This is a genomic window from Micromonospora sp. CA-248212 (assembly GCF_050948405.1).
GTDB lineage: Bacteria > Actinomycetota > Actinomycetes > Mycobacteriales > Micromonosporaceae > Micromonospora.
The window spans coordinates 6,971,524-6,988,389 of the sequence record NZ_CP192023.1 but is presented as its reverse complement, the minus strand read 5'-3'; the positions used below and the strand labels follow the sequence as shown (position 1 = coordinate 6,988,389).

Genomic DNA, 16,866 nt, shown 5'->3' with positions numbered 1-16,866 from the left:
GCTGTGCGGGAGCTGACCGCCCGAGTGCGGCGGCGTCAGGGTCGCCAGATGACGATGCTCACGTCGCGCCGGCGCTCGGCGAAGAAGCCGTCCCGCGCCGCCGTCGTCAACAGCTCGCGCAGGTCCGCCTCGAAGGCGGGCAGCCGATCGCCGAACAGGTGCGGCGTCGAACTGGACAGTGAGAACACCGCCGACGTCAGCTCGTCCACCGACCGCTGCACGACCATCCCCTGCTCGACGGTCAGCCGGGTGGGGCCGGAGAAGCCGGCGGCGAGCATGATCTCTCCCTCGCCACTGGGGGTGCCGGTGGGCAGCGAGCCCTGTCCGGCCCGGCGGACCGGCCCCAGGTAGCGCGCGACCAGTTCGTTGATCCGCGGCCAGGGCGGACGGGGGTACGGCAGTGGGTCGTCGTCGGCCATGCCCTGGTGGGTGGTGGCGCCGACGTGAACCCAGGCCCCGTCGGGCGCGAGCATGTCGCGGACCCGGCGGGCCACCAGCGGCCGATCCATCCAGTGGTACGACTGGGCGAACGTGGCGACCCGGAACGTACCCAGGTCGGCGGGCAGTTCCTCGGCCCGCAGGTGTCGCCACTCGACGTTGGTCACCTCGGCCTCGCTGGCCAGGCGTCGCGCCTCGGTGAGCATGTCCCGGTCGGCGTCCACCCCGACCGCCGCCTCGAACAGGGGCGCGAGCAGCAGCGTCAACGAACCGGGACCGCAGCCCACGTCCAGGAGCCGGCCGGTGCCGTCCAGGTCGAGCGCCGTGCCGACGGCCTCGGCGACTTCGGGCGGGTACGGCCACCGGCCGACGCTGTAGTGCCGGGCGCTGCCGGCGTACAACGTCTCGTCCCACTGCCAGGTCGAGTCAGCCATGGCATCGATGAGACCACAACGACAACGCCCGGCCGACCTGTTATCGGTCTGCCGGGCGTCGATCATGCTCCGCGAGCGGAGGATACGAGATTCGAACTCGTGAGGGTGTAAACCCAACACGCTTTCCAAGCGTGCGCCCTAGGCCTCTAGGCGAATCCTCCGCGAGCCAGGATACAGGCCGCCGTCGACCGGGACACCCCACCACCCCCCGAAGATCGACGAGCCGTCGGGTAGGGTTGGCGTCACCTCCCGTGCGGCGGTATCTCGTGAACCTCCCCAGGGCCGGAAGGCAGCAAGGATAAGCGAGCTCTGCCGGGTGCACGGGAGGCCTTTTCGTTCCCGGGGCCTTGATCCACACCGACGTGCATGATGTCGGGCTGTCAGAGGCGCGCGGACACCCCGGTTTCCAAGAAGCCGAGTCGATCAAGCGCGACGGTCCAGGCGACCCGGCGGGGTGGGTGGTCACCCGCGCCCGACCGGCGCAGAATGGCTCGGTCGAGAGGAGGCGGGACGAGTGACGCTGGCGCTGTACCGCAAGTACCGGCCACGTACCTTCGCCGAGGTCATCGGGCAGGAGCACGTCACCGAGCCGTTGTCGCAGGCGCTGCGTAGCGGCCGGCTCAACCACGCCTACCTCTTCTCCGGCCCGCGCGGCTGCGGCAAGACCACCAGCGCCCGGATCATGGCCCGCTCGCTCAACTGTGAGCAGGGCCCCACCCCCGAACCGTGCGGCAAGTGTGCGTCCTGCCGCTCGCTGGCCGCCGACGGCACCGGCTCCATCGACGTGATCGAGATCGACGCGGCCAGCCACGGTGGCGTCGACGACGCCCGCGAGCTGCGCGAGCGCGCCTTCTTCGCGCCGGCCAGCAGCCGCTTCAAGATCTACATCATCGACGAGGCGCACATGGTCTCGACCCAGGGCTTCAACGCCCTGCTCAAGCTGGTCGAGGAGCCCCCGGAGTACGTCAAGTTCATCTTCGCCACCACCGAGCCGGAGAAGGTCCTCGGCACGATCCGGTCGCGCACCCACCACTACCCGTTCCGGCTGTTCCCGCCGAAGGTGGTCCGCCCGTACCTGGAGCAGCTCACCCAGGCCGAGGGCGTCACCGTCGAGCCGGCGGTCTTCCCGCTCGTGGTGCGCGCCGGTGGCGGCAGCATGCGGGACAGCCTCTCCGTGCTCGACCAGCTCATCGCCGGCGCCGGCCCGGAGGGCGTCAGCTACGCCCGGGCCGTCTCCCTGCTCGGGGTCACCGACTCCGCGCTGATCGACGAGATGTGCGACGCGCTGGCCGCCGGTGACGGTGCCGCCGCCTACGCCACCGTCGACCGGGTCGCCGAGGCCGGGCACGACATGCGCCGGTTCGCCTCCGACCTGCTGGAACGGCTCCGCGACCTGATCGTGATCCAGCAGGTGCCGGACGCCGCAGCGAAGGGTCTGATCGACGGCCCGGGCGACCAGATCGAGCGGATGGCCGCCCAGGCTTCGCAACTCGGCTCGGCCACGCTCTCCCGCTGCGCCGACATCGTGCATGACGGCCTGGTCGAGATGCGCGGCACCACCGCACCCCGCCTACTGCTTGAGTTGATCTGCGCCCGGATGCTGCTGCCCGGCGTGGACGACTCCACCGGCGGCCTGCTCCAGCGCCTCGAACGGATGGAACGCCGCCTCACCCTGGGTGGCGCCGACCCCGCCGGGTCCGCGCCGGCCACCACCCCAGGGGTACGCCCACAGCACGCCCCTCCGGTCCCGGCTGCCGCAGCCCCCACACCCGCCGCCGCCCCGACGTCCGCCCCGCCGTGGGATGTCGACCCGACGGCGTCCCCGGCTCCGCGAACCGCAGCTGCCTCGGCTTCCACCGCCCCGACCGCCGCCGGCTCGGCCGCCCCGACCGCTACCGCCGCCGGCTCGGCCGCCGGAATCGCTGGCTCGGCAGATGCCACCTCGGCGGCCGGTGGCGCTGCTGGCAGGCCGGATGCCGCCTCGGGTGCCGGTGGCGCTGCTGGCTCGGCCGATGTCGCCTCGGGCAGCCGAGGTGTGCACGCGCCCTCGGGAGCGGACTCCCCGATTCCGGTGTCGCCCGGCGCGTCGGCCGCCGCCCCGACGGCCGCGCCCGTGTCGCCCGCCGGACCGGGCACCGGCTCGACCCCGCGTCGCGCGGTACCGCCGTCGGCTGTACTGCCCGACCCGGCGACGCCCGCTCCGCCCCGCCCCGGTACGCCGGCCCCGCCACTGGACGCGGTAGCGGTGCGGCGGGTCTGGCCCGACGTGGTCGGCAAGGTCAACCGGACCAACAAGCGGATCGCCGCCCTGATGCGCGACGCGGTGGTCCGCGAACTCGACGGCGACATGCTGGTCCTGACCGTGAAGTCCTCCGTGCTGGCCAAGATGATGGCCGACCACGCGGCGGTGCTCACCGACGCGCTCTACGAGGAGTTGGGCGGGCGCTGGCAGATCCGCTGCGAGGTGGCCGGCGAGCGGGGTGCCGCGTCGCTGTCCGGCCCGCGTCCCCAGGCGGCCGCGCCGACCCGACCCGCCACACCGAACGCGGCCGCCGCCAGTCCGACGAGCGCGCCGCCCGTCGAGCCCGGCCAGAGCGCCGCGCCGACTGTGGCTGCCCTTTCCGGCCCGTCGAGTGCGCCGCCTGCGGCATCCCGTCCGAGTGCGGTGCCCGCTGCGGCTGCCGCTTCGGGCCCGACGAGCACCCCACCGGCCGTGCCGACCTCGACCGCCGCCGGCCTGGAGGACGACTGGCCGGAGGCAGCGCTCCCCGGCGGCGGAGCGCCGGCCGCCGAGGCGGCCGATGACGAGGCCTGGCCGGAGGCTGCCCGCCCCGGCGGCGCGTCAGCCGAAGGCACCGCACGCTCCGACGCCACGTCGGGCGACCCCGCATCGACCGGCACGAACGGTGCAAGGACGAACGGCAGTATCGCCAACGGCGGCGGACCCGGTGTTGCGGGTGGCCCCGGCGCGCTGGCCGGTGGCGGTAAGCCGGGCGGGCGGGACAACCCGACACCGGCGACCCGGCAGCCGGCGTCAGCCGGTGGCGCACCGGTGAGCAGCGCCATCGCCGCGGCTCGCGCGGCGGCGGCGGGGCGCGGTGCGCGTACCCCATCGGCGAGCCGGCCCACCGCGGACGCGGAATGGGCGGGCGAACCTCCCTACGACCCGGACTACGACGGACCGTTGCGCGGCGGACGGCCGGGCGGCGCGGCCCCGGCGGCGAAACCCACCTACGAGGGGTTCGACCCGGGCGACGAGCCGTTGGACGAGGTCATCGACGAGAAGACGGCCCGGGAGTCGAGCGAGGAGCAGGCGGTACGGCTGCTGCGGGAGACCTTCGGCGCTGAGAAGATCGACGAGGTGGATGCTCGGTAGCGGGCGCTTCGCCCAGCAGGACGCCGAGGCAGCAGGCCCACAGCGGGAAGGGCAGTACGGCGACGCGTTCCATGCCGCCCACCCCGATGCCGGTGCCCTGCTGGGCGACGAACAGGACGGTCCCGATCAACGCGGTGAGCCCGGCGGCGAGGGAGAGTCGTCGCCATCGGCCGAGCACCGTGGAGTCGGGCGCGAAACCGGCGAGCAGGAGGCCGACGTTGCCCACACCCATGATCAGGAACGCGCCCAGCACGTGTCGGTTCTCGTCGACGTCGGCCGGATAGCGCGCGGCGAGGGCGTACCCACCGGCGGCCAGCAGCAGGAGGATCTGCGCCGAGCGCACCACCGTGCCCCGGCCGAACAGTCGCCAGGTCAGCAGCAGTCCGGTGGCGAGCAGTACGGCGGTGGCCAGCATCGCCGCGTTCATCAGTGGATGCCAGGGCGAGCAGACCAGACGGGGACGGGTGGTGTCCCAGATCCCGCAGTGCACGTTGCCGAGGTCGCTGATGTTGTGGGTGGCCCAACTGTAGGTCGGCTCGCGCCACCGCAGGCCGGTGATCAGACTGGCCACGAGGAAGATCGGCGCGGCCACCGCCCAGCAGAGCGCGGCGACGCGGCCACTGCGGTTGAGATTCATACGTCGAGCAGACCAGTACGGCGGGTAGCGGCGCACTACCGGCAGACGGCCGGTTCGGGGTAGTGGTAGCCGTACCTGTGCTGTCAGGATGTGCGCCGTGAAGATCACCTCTGCCAGAGAGGGGGCGGCCGATACCGGCAGTCGTCGCGTCAAGTCCGCGGTGGCTACCGTCGTCGGTCTGTTCATCCTGGTTCAGGCATGGACCGTGCCATGGGTCTCCGTGCGTCCGGGTCTGACCACGCTTGACCAACTGATCGGTAGTCCGCCCTCGACCGAGGTGCGGACCTTCGCGCTGACCGAGCTACCCGGCTACTGGCAACCGCTGTGCGTCGGATGGGTGGCCCTGCTGGCGCTGCCGGTGGTGGCCTGGGTGCGCCCGCCGTGGCGGTTCGGTCTGCGGCTGGCGGCCATGCTGCTCGGCATGGTGCTGGGAATCGGCACCCTCCTGCCCGCCACGGCAGCCATCGACGTCAGCGGCTTCCCATTGGAGGACCGCCCCAGCACGACCCTCCTCGGTGGCGTGTGGCTCGGCCTGGTGGGGGTGGTGCTGCTCGTGCGCGCCGTCACCACGCTGCCGGAGCTGCCGGCCCCCGCCGCGGTTCCGGCAGTGGACGCCGCGCTTCCGGCAGTGGACGCCGCGCTTCCGGCAGTGGACGCCGCGCTTCCGGCTGCGGACGCCACGCTTGACGACGAACGGGCCGCGACGATCCCGCCGGCGGTGCCGGAGTCGACACCCTTCGTCTGGCAGGGATCACGCCCGAACGTCCGAACGATGGCCCCGTGGTGGCGGCGTCCGGCACCGATCGTCGGGGTGGTGGCGGTTCTCGGTGTGGCCGGCCTCCTGGTCACCGTCACCTGGCACGCGATCGGATCGGCGCAGGAGCAGCAGCTCGATGCGCTCGACACCCTGGTGGTGGCGGCACCGGTCGGCTCGACGACCGTCGCGCCCGCCGCGGGCGACGACCAGGTCGACCTGGGCCGGGTGCTGCCGCTCTCCCGGGAGCGGACCTTCCTGCTCGCCGAGCAGGCGGACGCCGACGTCGTCCACGTGGCCGGATCGGCCTGGACACAACCGGACGGCACCTCGATCTCGATCACCCTGCTCGAGTTCAACTCGACCGAGTCGGCCAACCAGTTCCGGCGTTCCTATGCCGACCTCCAGCAGGTCACTCCCGGGGAGTTGGCCGAGTTGGCCAGCGTCCCGGGGTCGACGGTCTTCATCGGTGCCGAACGGCCCGGCGTGTGGGCGGTCGCCGGGCGCGACCAGCTCATCGTGATCGCCAGCGCGGCGGGCGGCTCGGCGGGGTCGGTGCCGATCGTCGAGTCGCTGGTCCGCGCGCAGCTCGATCGGTTCTGACCAGCCACCGCGTACCCGCCGGGTGGGGCACGCGATGTCGCTGATACCGGGTCGGTCCGCCGAGCCGGGTGGTGAGGTCGGCGGCTCGATCTCCCCAGCCCGGCTCATCGCCGACGACCGGATCTGCCAGCCGTGGCGCTCCCGGCGTGGGCGGACGCACCGGGCACGGCGACGTCGGTCCCAGCGGCTAGGCTGGTCGGCGGCCGAGCAGACGAGTGCGAGAAGGAGCCATCCGTGCGCCCAGGTGGACAGCCGAACATGCAGCAGATGCTGAAGCAGGCGCAGAAGATGCAGCAGCAGATCGCCGTCGCTCAGGCCGAGCTGGCCGAGGCCGAGCTGACCGGCACGGCCGGCGGCGGGCTGGTCACCGCGACCGTGTCCGGTGCCGGCGAGCTGAAGGCCGTCAAGATCGACCCTAAGGCCGTCGACCCGGACGATGTGGAGACGCTGGAAGACCTGGTGGTGGCGGCCGTGCACAACGCCGCCGAGGCGGCGCGTGAGCTGACCGAGCGCAAGATGGGCCCGGTCACCGGCGGCATGGGCGGCCTCGGCCTGCCCGGTTTCTGAGCCGGCAGATGTACGAAGGCGCCATCCAGGATCTGATCGACGAGCTGGGGCGACTGCCGGGCGTGGGCCCGAAGAGCGCCCAGCGGATCGCGTTCCACGTCCTCTCGGCCGATCCCGCCGACGTGAACCGGCTGGCCGGCGCGCTGCGCAAGGTCAAGGAGCTGGTGCGCTTCTGCACGACCTGTTACAACGTGGCCGAGTCCGAGCAGTGCCGGATCTGCCGCGACCCGCGCCGCACCGACGAGGTGCTGTGCGTGGTGGAGGAGCCGAAGGACGTGGTGGCCATTGAGCGGACCGGTGAGTTCCGGGGCCGCTACCACGTGCTGGGTGGAGCGATCAATCCGCTGGAAGGGATCGGCCCGGACAATCTGCGCATCCGGGAGCTGTTGACCCGGTTGAGCGGCGGCGCGGTGCGGGAGCTGATCCTCGCCACCGACCCCAACACCGAGGGCGAGGCGACCGCCACCTACCTGGCGCTGATGGTGAAGCCGATGGGGATCGCGGTGACCCGGCTGGCCAGCGGTCTGCCGGTCGGCGGCGACCTCGAGTACGCCGACGAGATCACCCTGGGTCGTGCCTTCGAGGGCCGCCGGGCTGTCTGACCCCCACAGATCGTCACCGGTGGGCTACAACTGACTGGGTCCGCGCGATGAGCGCGGGCCCATCGGCGTACCTGGGGAGGTGGCGTGTGGCGACGCGGCGTTCGGAAAAGCGGTCCTGGGCTCCGGCGGTGCTGACGGCCGTGCTGGCGTTGGCCTTCGCCGGCGTCCTTGTGACGATCGAGGTGGGGAGCCGGAGACTCGCGGCGAAGAGTCGCGCGAGTGAGGCCGCGGCCGACGCCACCGTGATCCGGAACGCCCGGTCGTTCGGCGACGCCGTGGTCGCCACCGACGACCCGACGCCAACCGACGAACGCCTGGCGGTGGTCGCGGAGGGCACCCAGGTCGAGGTGCGGGAAGTCCGCCGGGCACCTGACCTGGTGGTGACCGTGTACGGTTCCGCCCCCTACGGCACGATGTTCGGCAGGGTCAGCGTCGACGCGTGCCACCGTGTGACGTTCCACGACCTGGGCGCGGCCCGGGCCGGTGCGGACGTCGAGCGGTTGGAGGTCTGCCCACCGCCCGTTTCCTGATCGACCGCTCCGGATGCCGTCTGTGGCCCGCGTCATCCGGTGGCCGACGGTGGCCTCGTCGCGTCCCAGAGCAACGCGGTCGATGTGTCGCTCGATGCGTTCGTCCTGCCGATGACTGTTAGACGTCTGCGCAAGGTGTCGGGTTGGTAGCGATTGCCTGACGGCCGTTCCGCTTCCGGTGTTACATGTCATAGCCTCCCGCACACGGACCGAGCCACAGCTCGGCGTGGTCATGCGCATGACAGAGGTGAGAGATGCAGGCGAGAAGGCTTAAAACGGCCATGGCCATCGCGGCCGTTGCCGCTCTGGCGGTCGGCGCGGCCGGCTGCGCGGAGAGCGAGCGCGACGGCGACAGTGGCGAGGCCAAGACTGGCGGCACCTTCATCTTCGCGGGTGCCGGTGACCCGAAGAACTTCGATCCGATCTTCAACGACGACGGCGAGTCGTTCCGGCCGGTCCGGCAGATGTTCGACACCCTGGTGAGCCACAAGCCGGGCACGGCTGAGCTGACCGGTGGCCTGGCCGAGAGCTGGGAGCACGACCCGACGGGCAAGGTCTGGACCTTCAAGCTGCGGCAGGGCGTGAAGTTCCACGACGGCACCCCCTTCAACGCCGCGGCGGTCTGCTACAACTTCGACCGCTGGTACAACATGCAGGGCGCCGCGGCCCAGGCGAACATGATCTATTACATGGACGTCTTCGGCGGCTTCGCCAAGAACGAGGCCGAGGGCGCCGGCGAGTCGATCTACGACAAGTGCGAGGCCAAGGACGACGGAACCGCCGTCCTCTCGCTCAAGAAGTACAAGGGTGCCTTCCCGGGCGCCTTCGCGCTGACCTCGCTTTCGATCGCGAGCCCCGAGGCGCTGAAGAAGTACGACGCCAACACGGTGAAGCAGAACGGCGACTCGTTCGAGTACAGCGCCTTCGCCAACGAGCACCCGGTCGGTACCGGCCCGTTCACCTTCGGTGGCTGGGACAAGACCAAGGGCGAGATCACGCTCAACCGGAACCCGGACTACTTCGGTGACAAGGCCAAGGTCGACAAGATGATCATCAAGATCATCAAGGACGAGAACACCCGCAAGCAGGAGCTGCGTGCCGGTACCGTCCAGGGCATCGACTTCCCGGCCCCGGCCGACACCAAGGCGCTCGGCGACGAGGGCTTCCAGGTCATCGCCCGCCCTGCGTTCAACATCCTCTACCTGGGCATCAACCAGAAGAACCCGAAGCTCAAGGACCTGCGGGTGCGGCAGGCGATCGCCTACGCGCTCAACCGCCAGCAGCTCGCGCAGACCAAGGGCCCGACCGGCGCCAAGGTCGCCGACGAGTTCATGCCGGACACCGTGCTCGGCTACGCCCCGGACGTGCAGAAGTACGAGTACAACCCGGACAAGGCCAAGCAGCTCCTCAAGGAGGCCGGCGCCGAGGGTCTGACGCTGAACTTCTACTACCCGCCGGACGTCTCCCGGCCGTACATGCCGAACCCGCAGGAGATCTTCACGATCCTCGCCAACGACCTCCAGGCCGTGGGGATCAAGGTCAACGGCGTTCCTCGCCCGTGGAACGGCGGCTTCAAGGACGACGTGCAGACGTTCGGCAAGCAGGACCTGCACATCCTCGGCTGGACCGGTGACTACAACGACCCGGGCAACTTCGTCGGCACCTTCTTCGGCCGGGGCAAGGCCGAGTTCGGCGACCAGGGCATGACCGAGATGTTCGACGCCATCGCCAAGGCCGACGGCACCGTCGACGACGCCGGCAAGAAGGCCGCCTGGGAGCAGGTCAACCGGGACATCGCGGCCAAGTGGCTGCCGGCCGTGCCGGTCTGGCACGCGCCGCCGGCGATCGTCGTCACCAAGGACGTCGAGGGCCTGAAGGCCAGCCCGCTGACCGACGAGCGGTTCAACACCGTCAGCGTCAAGAAGTGACGTCAATCGGCTGATGCCGTAGGCGGAATCGGCCCGGGTTGGGGGTTTCCCCCGCCCGGGCCGATTCCGCGACCATCGAGAGTCTGGTGTGTGAGAGATGTTGCGAGTCATAGTCCGCCGCCTGCTACAGCTGGTGGTGACGCTGATAGCCCTGTCGGCGCTGATCTTCGTCTGGTTGCGGAACCTGCCCGGCGGCCCGGTCGACGCGCTGCTCGGTGAACGGGCGACCCCCGAGACCAGGGCTCTGCTGACCAAGGCGCTCGGTTACGACCAGCCGATCCTCGTGCAGTACGGCAAGTTCATGCAGCGGATCCTCACCGGTGACCTCGGCAACTCGATCCGTACCGGTGACCCGGTCACCGAGGTCATCGGCCGGGCCTTCCCGGCCACCGTGGAGCTCGCCCTCACGGCGATGCTCATCGCGGTTGGGCTGGGCGTCCCACTGGGTTATCTCGCCGCCCGCTGGCGCGGCCGGATCCTCGACCACCTGACGGTGGTGGGCACGCTGCTCGGCGTCTCGATCCCGATCTTCTTCCTGGGCTATCTGCTCAAGGACGTCTTCACCCAGAACATCCACTGGTTCCCGCCGTCCGGCCGGGTCAGCATCGGGTTGGACAACACCAACATCACCGGCTTCTTCGTCCTGGACAGCCTGCTCACCCGGGAGTTCGACGCCACCGCCGACGCGCTCTGGCACCTGATCCTCCCGGCGTTCACGCTCGCCACGATCCCGCTGGCGGTCATCGTCCGGATGACCCGGGCCAGCGTGCTGGACGTGCTCAACGAGGACTACGTACGCACGGCGGAAGCCAAGGGCCTGCGGAACCGCACCGTCCGTGGCCGGCACATCCTGCGCAACGCGCTCCTGCCGGTGGTCACCACCATCGGTCTCCAGACCGGCGCGCTGTTGTCCGGCGCGGTCCTCACCGAGAAGGTCTACAACTGGGGTGGTCTCGGCACGCTGATCACCGACTCGATCACCGGCAGCCGCGACTACCCGATTCTCCAGGCGCTGATCCTGCTGTCCGCGCTGGTCTTCGTGGTGGTCAATCTCCTGGTGGACCTCTCCTACGCCTTCATCGACCCCAGGGTGCGTGTGCGATGACCGAACCAAACACGCAGGCCGGCATCCCTGCTCCCCGTAGCGACAAGGAGCAGGCGTCCGACGCGGGCCGCACCCGTCTCAGTGACCGCAAGAAGGCCCGCCTCGACGAACTGGCCCAGTCCACCGCCGCCCCCGGCGGCGTGAGCCTGCTCCGCGACGCGTTCCGTCGGCTGCGCCGCAACCCGGCGGCCATCGTGGGCGCCGCCATCATCGCGCTCTTCGTGTTGGTGGCGATCTTCGCGCCGTTGATCGCCCCGCACGACCCGGTGCAGCGCTTCGATGAGCTGACCGACGTCCTTACGCCCAACAACATCGCCGGGCCCATGGACGGCTTCCCCCTCGGTTCGGACGAGCTGGGCCGGGACCTGCTGTCCCGCCTGGTCTACGGCAGCCGGCAGACCCTCTTCGTCGGCGTCCTCGCCACCCTCATCGGGCTCGCCATCGGCGTGCTGTTCGGTGCGATCGCCGGCGCCGTCGGCGGTTGGGTGGACAACATCCTCATGCGGATCACCGACGTGATGCTGGCCCTGCCCGCCCTGCTGCTGGCGATCACCCTGGTCGCCCTGGCCAGCAAGTCGAGCCAGTGGACGGTCATCATGGCGGTGGCCATCGTCAACGTGCCGATCTTCGCCCGGCTGCTGCGCGGCTCGATGCTCGCCCAGCGCGAGAGCGACCACGTGCTGGCCGCGCGGGCGTTGGGCGTCAAGCAGCGCAGCATCGTGCTGCGGCACATGCTGCCCAACGCCATGACCGCGGTGATCGTGCAGGCGACGCTGACGCTCTCCGTCGCGATCATCGAGGCCGCGTCGCTCTCGTTCCTCGGCCTCGGCGACCCCGATCGGGACCGGGCCGAGTGGGGCGCGATGCTCGGCGACGCCGGTGTGCGCTACTTCGAGGTACGCCCGGAACTGGCCTACTACCCGGCGTTGGCGATCATCGTGGTCGCGCTCGGCTTCACCCTGTTCGGTGAGGCGATGCGCGAGGCCATCGACCCGAAGAACCGGCGGTGATCGCGGTGTGCCCGATCAGCAAGGACCACAGCAGTAAGGAAGTGACCCGATGAGCCTGCTCGACGTGCGTGACCTGAGCGTCGTGTTCCAGCGGCGCGGCGAGCGACCCTTCAACGCCGTCGACAAGGTCAGCTTCACGGTGGAGCCGGGGCAGACCGTCGGCCTGGTCGGCGAGTCCGGCTGCGGCAAGAGCGTGACCAGCCTCGCCATCATGGGTCTGCTGCCCAAGCGCGGCAACAGGGTCAGTGGAGAGGTGCTGTTCGACGGCGCGGACCTGCTGAAGCTGCGACCGGGCGACATGCGTGACCGGCGCGGCCGGGACATCGGCATGATCTTCCAGGACCCGCTGTCGTCGCTGAACCCGGTCATCCCGATCGGTGTGCAGGTGGCCGAGGTGCTGGAACGCCACCAGGGCCGGGACCGTAAGCAGGCGCTGCGGGAGGCACGGGACCTGCTCGACGCGGTCGGCATCCCCGACCCGCAGCGGCGGCTCAGCGAGTACCCGCACCAGATCTCCGGCGGCATGCGCCAGCGCGCCCTGATCGCCATCGCGTTGGCCTGCAAGCCCCGGTTGCTGATCGCCGACGAGCCCACCACCGCGCTCGACGTGACCATCCAGGCGCAGATCCTCACGCTGCTCAAGCAGTTGGTGGACGAGAGCGGCACCGCGCTGATCATGATCACGCACGACCTGGGCGTGGTGGCCGGGCTCTGCGACACGGTCAACGTGCTCTACGGGGGCAAGGTGATCGAGCGGGCGCGGCGGCACGAGCTGTTCGCGCACGCCCGGCACCCGTACACCCACGGGCTGCTCAACTCGGTGCCGCGGCTGGACTCCCCGCGCGGCGAGCGACTGCACGCGATCCGCGGGTCGGTCGCCGACAACATCCCGTGGACCGAGGGGTGTGCGTTCGCGCCGCGCTGCGACCACGTCGTGGACGCGTGCCTGGAAGGGCCCCCGCCGCTCGAACCCACCGCCACCGGCGGCGACCTGCGCTGCAACAACCCCGTCTCTGAGGAGGTGGCGGTCCGATGACCGACGAGACCCCTGCGCTGATCGAGCTGCGCGATGTCAAGGTCCACTTCCCGATCAAGAGCGGCCTGCTCTTCGACCGGACCGTCGGGTACGTCTACGCGGTCGACGGCGTGTCGCTGAGCATCCGCAAGGGCCAGACGTACGGGCTGGTGGGCGAGTCCGGCTGCGGCAAGTCGACCCTCGGCCGTGGCCTGCTGCGGCTCGTCGAGCCCACCGACGGCGAGATCGTGTTCGACGGCACCGACGTACGCGCCCTCGAGGGCGAGGCCATGCGGCGGGCCCGTCGCCGCATGCAGATGATCTTCCAGGACCCGCTGTCCAGCCTCGACCCCCGGCAGTCGGTGGAGTCGCTGCTGGTGGAGGGCCTGAAGGCGCACGGGTTGGCCGGCGACAAGGCCGAGACGAACCGGCGACTGCGCGAGACGCTGGAGGCGGTGGGCCTGCCCGCGTCCGCCCTCAGCAAGTACCCGCACGAGTTCTCCGGCGGTCAGCGCCAGCGCATCGGCATCGCTCGGGCCCTGGTGCTCAACCCGGACCTGATCGTCGCCGACGAGCCGGTCTCCGCACTCGACGTGTCGATCCAGGCGCAGGTGCTCAACCTGCTCGAGGATCTGCAGAACGAGCGCGGCCTGACGTACCTGATCATCGCGCACGACCTGGCGGTGGTCCGGCACATCGCCGACACCGTGGGCGTCATGTACCTCGGCGGTCTGGTCGAGGAGGCGTCCAGCGACGACCTGTACCGCGAGCCGATGCACCCTTACACCCGGGCGCTGATGTCCGCGGTGCCGGTGCCCGACCCGGTCGTCGAGGACCGCCGCGAGCGCATCCTGCTCGCCGGTGACCTGCCCTCGCCCAGCAACCCGCCGGCGGGCTGCCGGTTCCACACCCGGTGCCCGTGGGCGCAGCCGACCCGCTGCGCGAGCGAGCGACCGGAGCTGCGGGACGTGGTCGGCGGGCACCGGGTGGCCTGCCACTTCGCCGAGGACATCGCCGCCGGTCGGATCCGCCCGCACGAGGTCGAGGTGGAGTTGGTCCGCCCGACCGACGGCACCGGCCCGGTCGACCCGCCCGGCGAGCTGATCCCCACCCCGTGACGCGGTCAGGGGCCGTCCGTGACGGACGGCCCCTGACCGGCGTACGGGCTGTCAGCCCTCGGGGCGGTTCAGCAGGGCAACCGCCACGGCGTGCACCGCGTCCAGCCCTGCCGGATCGGGCAGCGCGACCAGCCCGCCGGTCACCACGTACCACTCGTCCGCGTCCTTGTACTGCACCCGCAGCGTGACCTTGCCGTCCGCGTACTCGGTGCGCAGGGTCAGCTCCCCGGTGACGACGCCGACCTCGTCGGTCATCACCCCACCCGGGCCGGGCACGATGTCGGCGGTCCGGCTCTGCGGGGCACTGGCGCCGGTCGAGTCCGCGACCATGCCGGCCCCCGGCACCGCGGCCGGGGTGTCGCCGGTGCCGTCCGCGGTCATCCCGGCCGCGGACGGGGCCGTGTCCGCGGTCGCCTTGGCCTCTGTCGCAGGTTCCTCGCTCATCAGCAGCCCTCCAGCATGTCGGTCAGCGCGGATTTCTCGGCACTGGTCACCGTCAGCTTCCAGTAGTGCTTCACCGTCACCCAGTCCTTGGCGTACTGGCACCAGTACGACCGGTTCGCCGGCTTCCACTGGGACGGATCCTGGTCACCCTTTGCCCGATTGGAGGACGCGGAAACCGCGATGAGCTGCGGACGTGTGGTGTCGTTGGCGAAGTCGCCACGCTTGGCGTTGTCCCACTCGTCGGCGCCGGAGCGCCACGCGTTGGCCAACGGCACCGTGTGGTCGATGTCCACCTGGGAGGGATCGGTCGCGCTGCGGCCGTCGTACACGCTCTCCCAGCGACCCCCGACCACGTTGCAGCCGGAGAGTTTCACGTCCTTGCCGTCGCGTTGCAGGATCGAGTCCCGCACGTCGCAGTTCTTGCCGGTGTCCCGCCAGTGTGGGAAGCGCTCCCGGCTGTAGCCCTTCATCGAGCCAGCGGTGGCGACGGTCAACTGGCCCAACTGTTCGACGGCGTTACCGCCGCCACCCGGCGTCGGCGTGGTCTCCGCCTCCTCGGGTGGGACGCAGCCGGCCATGACGAGCGCCAGCGCCGCGACGAGCGCGGCCATCGACGCACGCGGTCCTGATCTGGTACGCACAGACGACACCTCTCCAGCTTGCGGGCTCCCGGCGCTTGCGCACAGTACCCGGGGACGGTTTCGGCGTTTCGTGGCGTCTCCCACAATGTGCAAGCAAGATTGGTGGGATGACCTCCTCCGTACCGTCGCCCGCACTGCGGATGGGCACCGCCGCCGGCCGGGGAACCCTGCTCGCCGCGGTGCTCGCCTCCGGCATGGTCTTCCTGGACACCACGGTCGTCAACGTGGCGTTGCCGAAACTCGGCCAGGACCTCGGGGCCAACGTCGCCGATCTTCAGTGGACCATCAACGGGTATCTGTTGACGCTCGCGGCGTTCGTGCTGCTCGGCGGGTCGCTCGGGGACCGCTTCGGTCGGCGGCGGGTGTTCCTCATTGGCGTGTTCTGGTTCACCGCCGCGTCGGTGCTGTGCGGGCTCGCCCAGGGCACCGGCACCCTCATCGCGGCCCGGATCGTGCAGGGCGCGGGCGGAGCGCTCCTCACGCCCGGTTCGCTCTCGGTGCTCCAGGCCAGCTTCCACCCCGACGACCGGGGTCGGGCGATCGGCGCGTGGGCCGGACTGTCCGGAGTGTCCACGGCGTTGGGGCCGTTCATCGGCGGCTGGCTGATCGACACCCTCTCGTGGCGGTGGATCTTCTTCCTCAACCTGCCGATCGCCGTCCTGGTCGTGCTGGCCGCGCTGCGTTGGGTGCCGGAGAGTCGCGACGAGAACGCCTCCCGCACCCACGGGCCGGGCCGTACGCGCCGCCGCTTCGACGTGGCCGGGGCGGTGCTCGGCGCACTGGCGCTCGCCGGCGTCACGTACGCCCTGATCGACGCGCCCGCTCGCGGCTTCGCCTCGGCGCCGGTGGTGATCGCCGCGCTGGTCGGTGTGGTGGCCGCGGTGACCTTCGTGCTGCTGGAACGGCGGCGCGGGGACACCGCGATGCTGCCCACCGGGCTGTTCAGCAGCCGGCTCTTCGCCGTCCTGAACGTCTTCACCGTGGTGGTCTACGCCGCGCTCGGCGGGTTCACCTTCTTCTTCGCCGTCTACCTGCAGAACGTCGTCGAGTGGTCGGCGTTCCGGACCGGGATCGCGCTGCTGCCGATGACGGTGCTGCTGCTCGTCGGCTCGGCCCGGGCCGGTGCGATGTCGGCCCGGATCGGTCCCCGGCTGCCACTGGCCGTGGGCCCGGTGATCGCCGCCATCGGCCTGCTGCTGCTGCGCGGCGTCGGCCCCGGCGCGTCCTACTGGACCGACGTGCTGCCCGGGGTGCTGCTCTTCGGCCTCGGACTGACCCTGGTGGTGGCGCCGCTGACCGCGTCGGTGCTCGCGGCCGTGCAGGATCGGTTCTCCGGGGTTGCGAGCGGCTTCAACAACGCCGCGTCCCGGGCCGGTGGTCTGCTCGCCGTGGCCGCGCTGCCGCTGCTGGTGGGCCTGTCCGGTGGCGGCTACGAGCAGAAGGCCGAGCTGACCGACGCGTTCCGGGCGGCGCTGGCCTGGTGCGCGGGGCTACTGCTGGCCGGCGCGGTGCTGGCCCTCGTGCTGGTGCACCGGCCACCCCGGGAGGCCCCACCGTCGCAGCCCTGCCACTCGATGCCCGCCGCCACGCCCCCGCGATGAGCAACGCCCCGATGTAAGGAAGGGCCCCTTGTTAGCGCCTAGGCGCTAACAAGGGGCCCTTCC

General features: G+C 70.9%; 15 protein-coding genes, 1 tRNA gene and 1 other RNA gene. 12 read left to right on the top strand and 5 right to left on the bottom strand.

Annotated elements, in window-relative coordinates; translation table 11 throughout:
- Positions 1-35: 35 nt before the first annotated feature.
- On the bottom strand, positions 36-872 hold the full coding sequence (locus ACQP03_RS32885; protein WP_357392899.1) for a class I SAM-dependent methyltransferase: 837 nt from the start codon (positions 870-872) through the stop codon (positions 36-38).
- A gap of 76 nt (positions 873-948) precedes the next feature.
- Positions 949-1,033: transfer RNA gene (locus ACQP03_RS32880), tRNA-Ser, on the bottom strand.
- 82 nt (positions 1,034-1,115) lie between these two features.
- Between ACQP03_RS32880 and ffs the strand changes: the two genes are divergently transcribed.
- Both ffs and ACQP03_RS32870 read left to right on the top strand, forming a co-directional pair.
- An RNA gene (gene ffs / locus ACQP03_RS32875) (signal recognition particle sRNA small type) lies at positions 1,116-1,205 on the top strand.
- Positions 1,206-1,386: 181 nt separating this feature from the next.
- Entirely contained in the window at positions 1,387-4,248 is a 2,862-nt protein-coding gene (locus tag ACQP03_RS32870) for a DNA polymerase III subunit gamma and tau (protein WP_357172705.1), read from the top strand.
- Here the strand turns inward: ACQP03_RS32870 and ACQP03_RS32865 are convergent.
- The gene (locus ACQP03_RS32865; protein ID WP_357132909.1) at positions 4,145-4,885 is read right to left on the bottom strand and encodes a DUF998 domain-containing protein; all 741 of its coding nucleotides are present in this window, start codon (positions 4,883-4,885) and stop codon (positions 4,145-4,147) included. The genes ACQP03_RS32870 and ACQP03_RS32865 overlap by 104 nt on opposite strands.
- A gap of 97 nt (positions 4,886-4,982) precedes the next feature.
- On the opposite strand from ACQP03_RS32865, the gene ACQP03_RS32860 reads away from it, so the two are divergent.
- The 9 genes from ACQP03_RS32860 (at position 4,983) to ACQP03_RS32820 (ending at position 14,117) form a co-directional block, all read left to right on the top strand.
- Positions 4,983-6,242: a hypothetical protein gene (locus ACQP03_RS32860; protein ID WP_433459601.1), complete on the top strand. Its 1,260-nt coding sequence runs from the start codon at positions 4,983-4,985 to the stop codon at positions 6,240-6,242.
- Between the two features lie 258 nt (positions 6,243-6,500).
- Positions 6,501-6,809, top strand: coding sequence for a YbaB/EbfC family nucleoid-associated protein (locus ACQP03_RS32855; protein ID WP_357132973.1), 309 nt, complete (start codon positions 6,501-6,503; stop codon positions 6,807-6,809).
- A gap of 8 nt (positions 6,810-6,817) precedes the next feature.
- Complete coding sequence (gene recR, locus ACQP03_RS32850) at positions 6,818-7,411, top strand: recombination mediator RecR (RefSeq protein WP_355052561.1); 594 nt, start codon at positions 6,818-6,820, stop codon at positions 7,409-7,411.
- Between the two features lie 86 nt (positions 7,412-7,497).
- Complete coding sequence (locus tag ACQP03_RS32845) at positions 7,498-7,941, top strand: hypothetical protein (protein WP_357132905.1); 444 nt, start codon at positions 7,498-7,500, stop codon at positions 7,939-7,941.
- 254 nt (positions 7,942-8,195) lie between these two features.
- On the top strand, positions 8,196-9,869 hold the full coding sequence (locus tag ACQP03_RS32840) for an ABC transporter substrate-binding protein (protein ID WP_357132903.1): 1,674 nt from the start codon (positions 8,196-8,198) through the stop codon (positions 9,867-9,869).
- Between the two features lie 97 nt (positions 9,870-9,966).
- Positions 9,967-10,974, top strand: a complete 1,008-nt coding sequence (locus ACQP03_RS32835; RefSeq protein WP_357132901.1) for an ABC transporter permease — start codon at positions 9,967-9,969, stop codon at positions 10,972-10,974.
- Positions 10,971-11,984 (top strand): ABC transporter permease, encoded by a 1,014-nt coding sequence (locus tag ACQP03_RS32830; protein ID WP_363661497.1) that lies wholly within the window; start codon positions 10,971-10,973, stop codon positions 11,982-11,984. The genes ACQP03_RS32835 and ACQP03_RS32830 overlap by 4 nt, the downstream gene beginning before the upstream one ends.
- Positions 11,985-12,033: 49 nt before the next feature.
- Entirely contained in the window at positions 12,034-13,020 is a 987-nt protein-coding gene (locus ACQP03_RS32825) for an ABC transporter ATP-binding protein (RefSeq protein WP_357132897.1), read from the top strand.
- Positions 13,017-14,117 carry an ABC transporter ATP-binding protein gene (locus tag ACQP03_RS32820; protein ID WP_357172696.1) on the top strand — a complete coding sequence of 367 codons (1,101 nt, stop codon included), beginning with the start codon at positions 13,017-13,019 and terminating at the stop codon, positions 14,115-14,117. Before ACQP03_RS32825 ends, ACQP03_RS32820 begins: the two co-directional genes overlap by 4 nt.
- 51 nt (positions 14,118-14,168) lie before the next feature.
- On the opposite strand, the gene ACQP03_RS32815 is transcribed toward ACQP03_RS32820, so the two are convergent.
- Together ACQP03_RS32815 and ACQP03_RS32810 are read right to left on the bottom strand one after the other, a co-directional pair.
- Positions 14,169-14,561 (bottom strand): hypothetical protein, encoded by a 393-nt coding sequence (locus ACQP03_RS32815; protein WP_357172694.1) that lies wholly within the window; start codon positions 14,559-14,561, stop codon positions 14,169-14,171.
- Positions 14,561-15,172 (bottom strand): HNH endonuclease family protein, encoded by a 612-nt coding sequence (locus ACQP03_RS32810; RefSeq protein ID WP_357132971.1) that lies wholly within the window; start codon positions 15,170-15,172, stop codon positions 14,561-14,563. The genes ACQP03_RS32815 and ACQP03_RS32810 overlap by 1 nt, the downstream gene beginning before the upstream one ends.
- Before the next feature lie 137 nt (positions 15,173-15,309).
- Here ACQP03_RS32810 and ACQP03_RS32805 point away from each other — a divergent pair, with 137 nt between their 5' ends.
- Positions 15,310-16,803: an MFS transporter gene (locus tag ACQP03_RS32805; RefSeq protein WP_357132891.1), complete on the top strand. Its 1,494-nt coding sequence runs from the start codon at positions 15,310-15,312 to the stop codon at positions 16,801-16,803.
- Positions 16,804-16,866: the final 63 nt, after the last annotated feature.

Bases quoted from the DNA above. Each gene is read 5' to 3' on its own strand.
- ACQP03_RS32840 (WP_357132903.1), top strand. From the start codon at position 8,196: ATGCAGGCGAGAAGGCTTAAAACGGCCATGGCCATCGCGGCCGTTGCC.
- ACQP03_RS32815 (WP_357172694.1), bottom strand. From the start codon at position 14,561: ATGAGCGAGGAACCTGCGACAGAGGCCAAGGCGACCGCGGACACGGCC.
- ACQP03_RS32865 (WP_357132909.1), bottom strand. From the start codon at position 4,885: ATGAATCTCAACCGCAGTGGCCGCGTCGCCGCGCTCTGCTGGGCGGTG.
- ACQP03_RS32830 (WP_363661497.1), top strand. From the start codon at position 10,971: ATGACCGAACCAAACACGCAGGCCGGCATCCCTGCTCCCCGTAGCGAC.
- recR (WP_355052561.1), top strand. From the start codon at position 6,818: ATGTACGAAGGCGCCATCCAGGATCTGATCGACGAGCTGGGGCGACTG.
- ACQP03_RS32835 (WP_357132901.1), top strand. From the start codon at position 9,967: ATGTTGCGAGTCATAGTCCGCCGCCTGCTACAGCTGGTGGTGACGCTG.
- ACQP03_RS32820 (WP_357172696.1), top strand. From the start codon at position 13,017: ATGACCGACGAGACCCCTGCGCTGATCGAGCTGCGCGATGTCAAGGTC.
- ACQP03_RS32810 (WP_357132971.1), bottom strand. From the start codon at position 15,172: ATGGCCGCGCTCGTCGCGGCGCTGGCGCTCGTCATGGCCGGCTGCGTC.
- ACQP03_RS32805 (WP_357132891.1), top strand. From the start codon at position 15,310: ATGACCTCCTCCGTACCGTCGCCCGCACTGCGGATGGGCACCGCCGCC.
- ACQP03_RS32855 (WP_357132973.1), top strand. From the start codon at position 6,501: ATGCAGCAGATGCTGAAGCAGGCGCAGAAGATGCAGCAGCAGATCGCC.
- ACQP03_RS32825 (WP_357132897.1), top strand. From the start codon at position 12,034: ATGAGCCTGCTCGACGTGCGTGACCTGAGCGTCGTGTTCCAGCGGCGC.
- ACQP03_RS32885 (WP_357392899.1), bottom strand. From the start codon at position 872: ATGGCTGACTCGACCTGGCAGTGGGACGAGACGTTGTACGCCGGCAGC.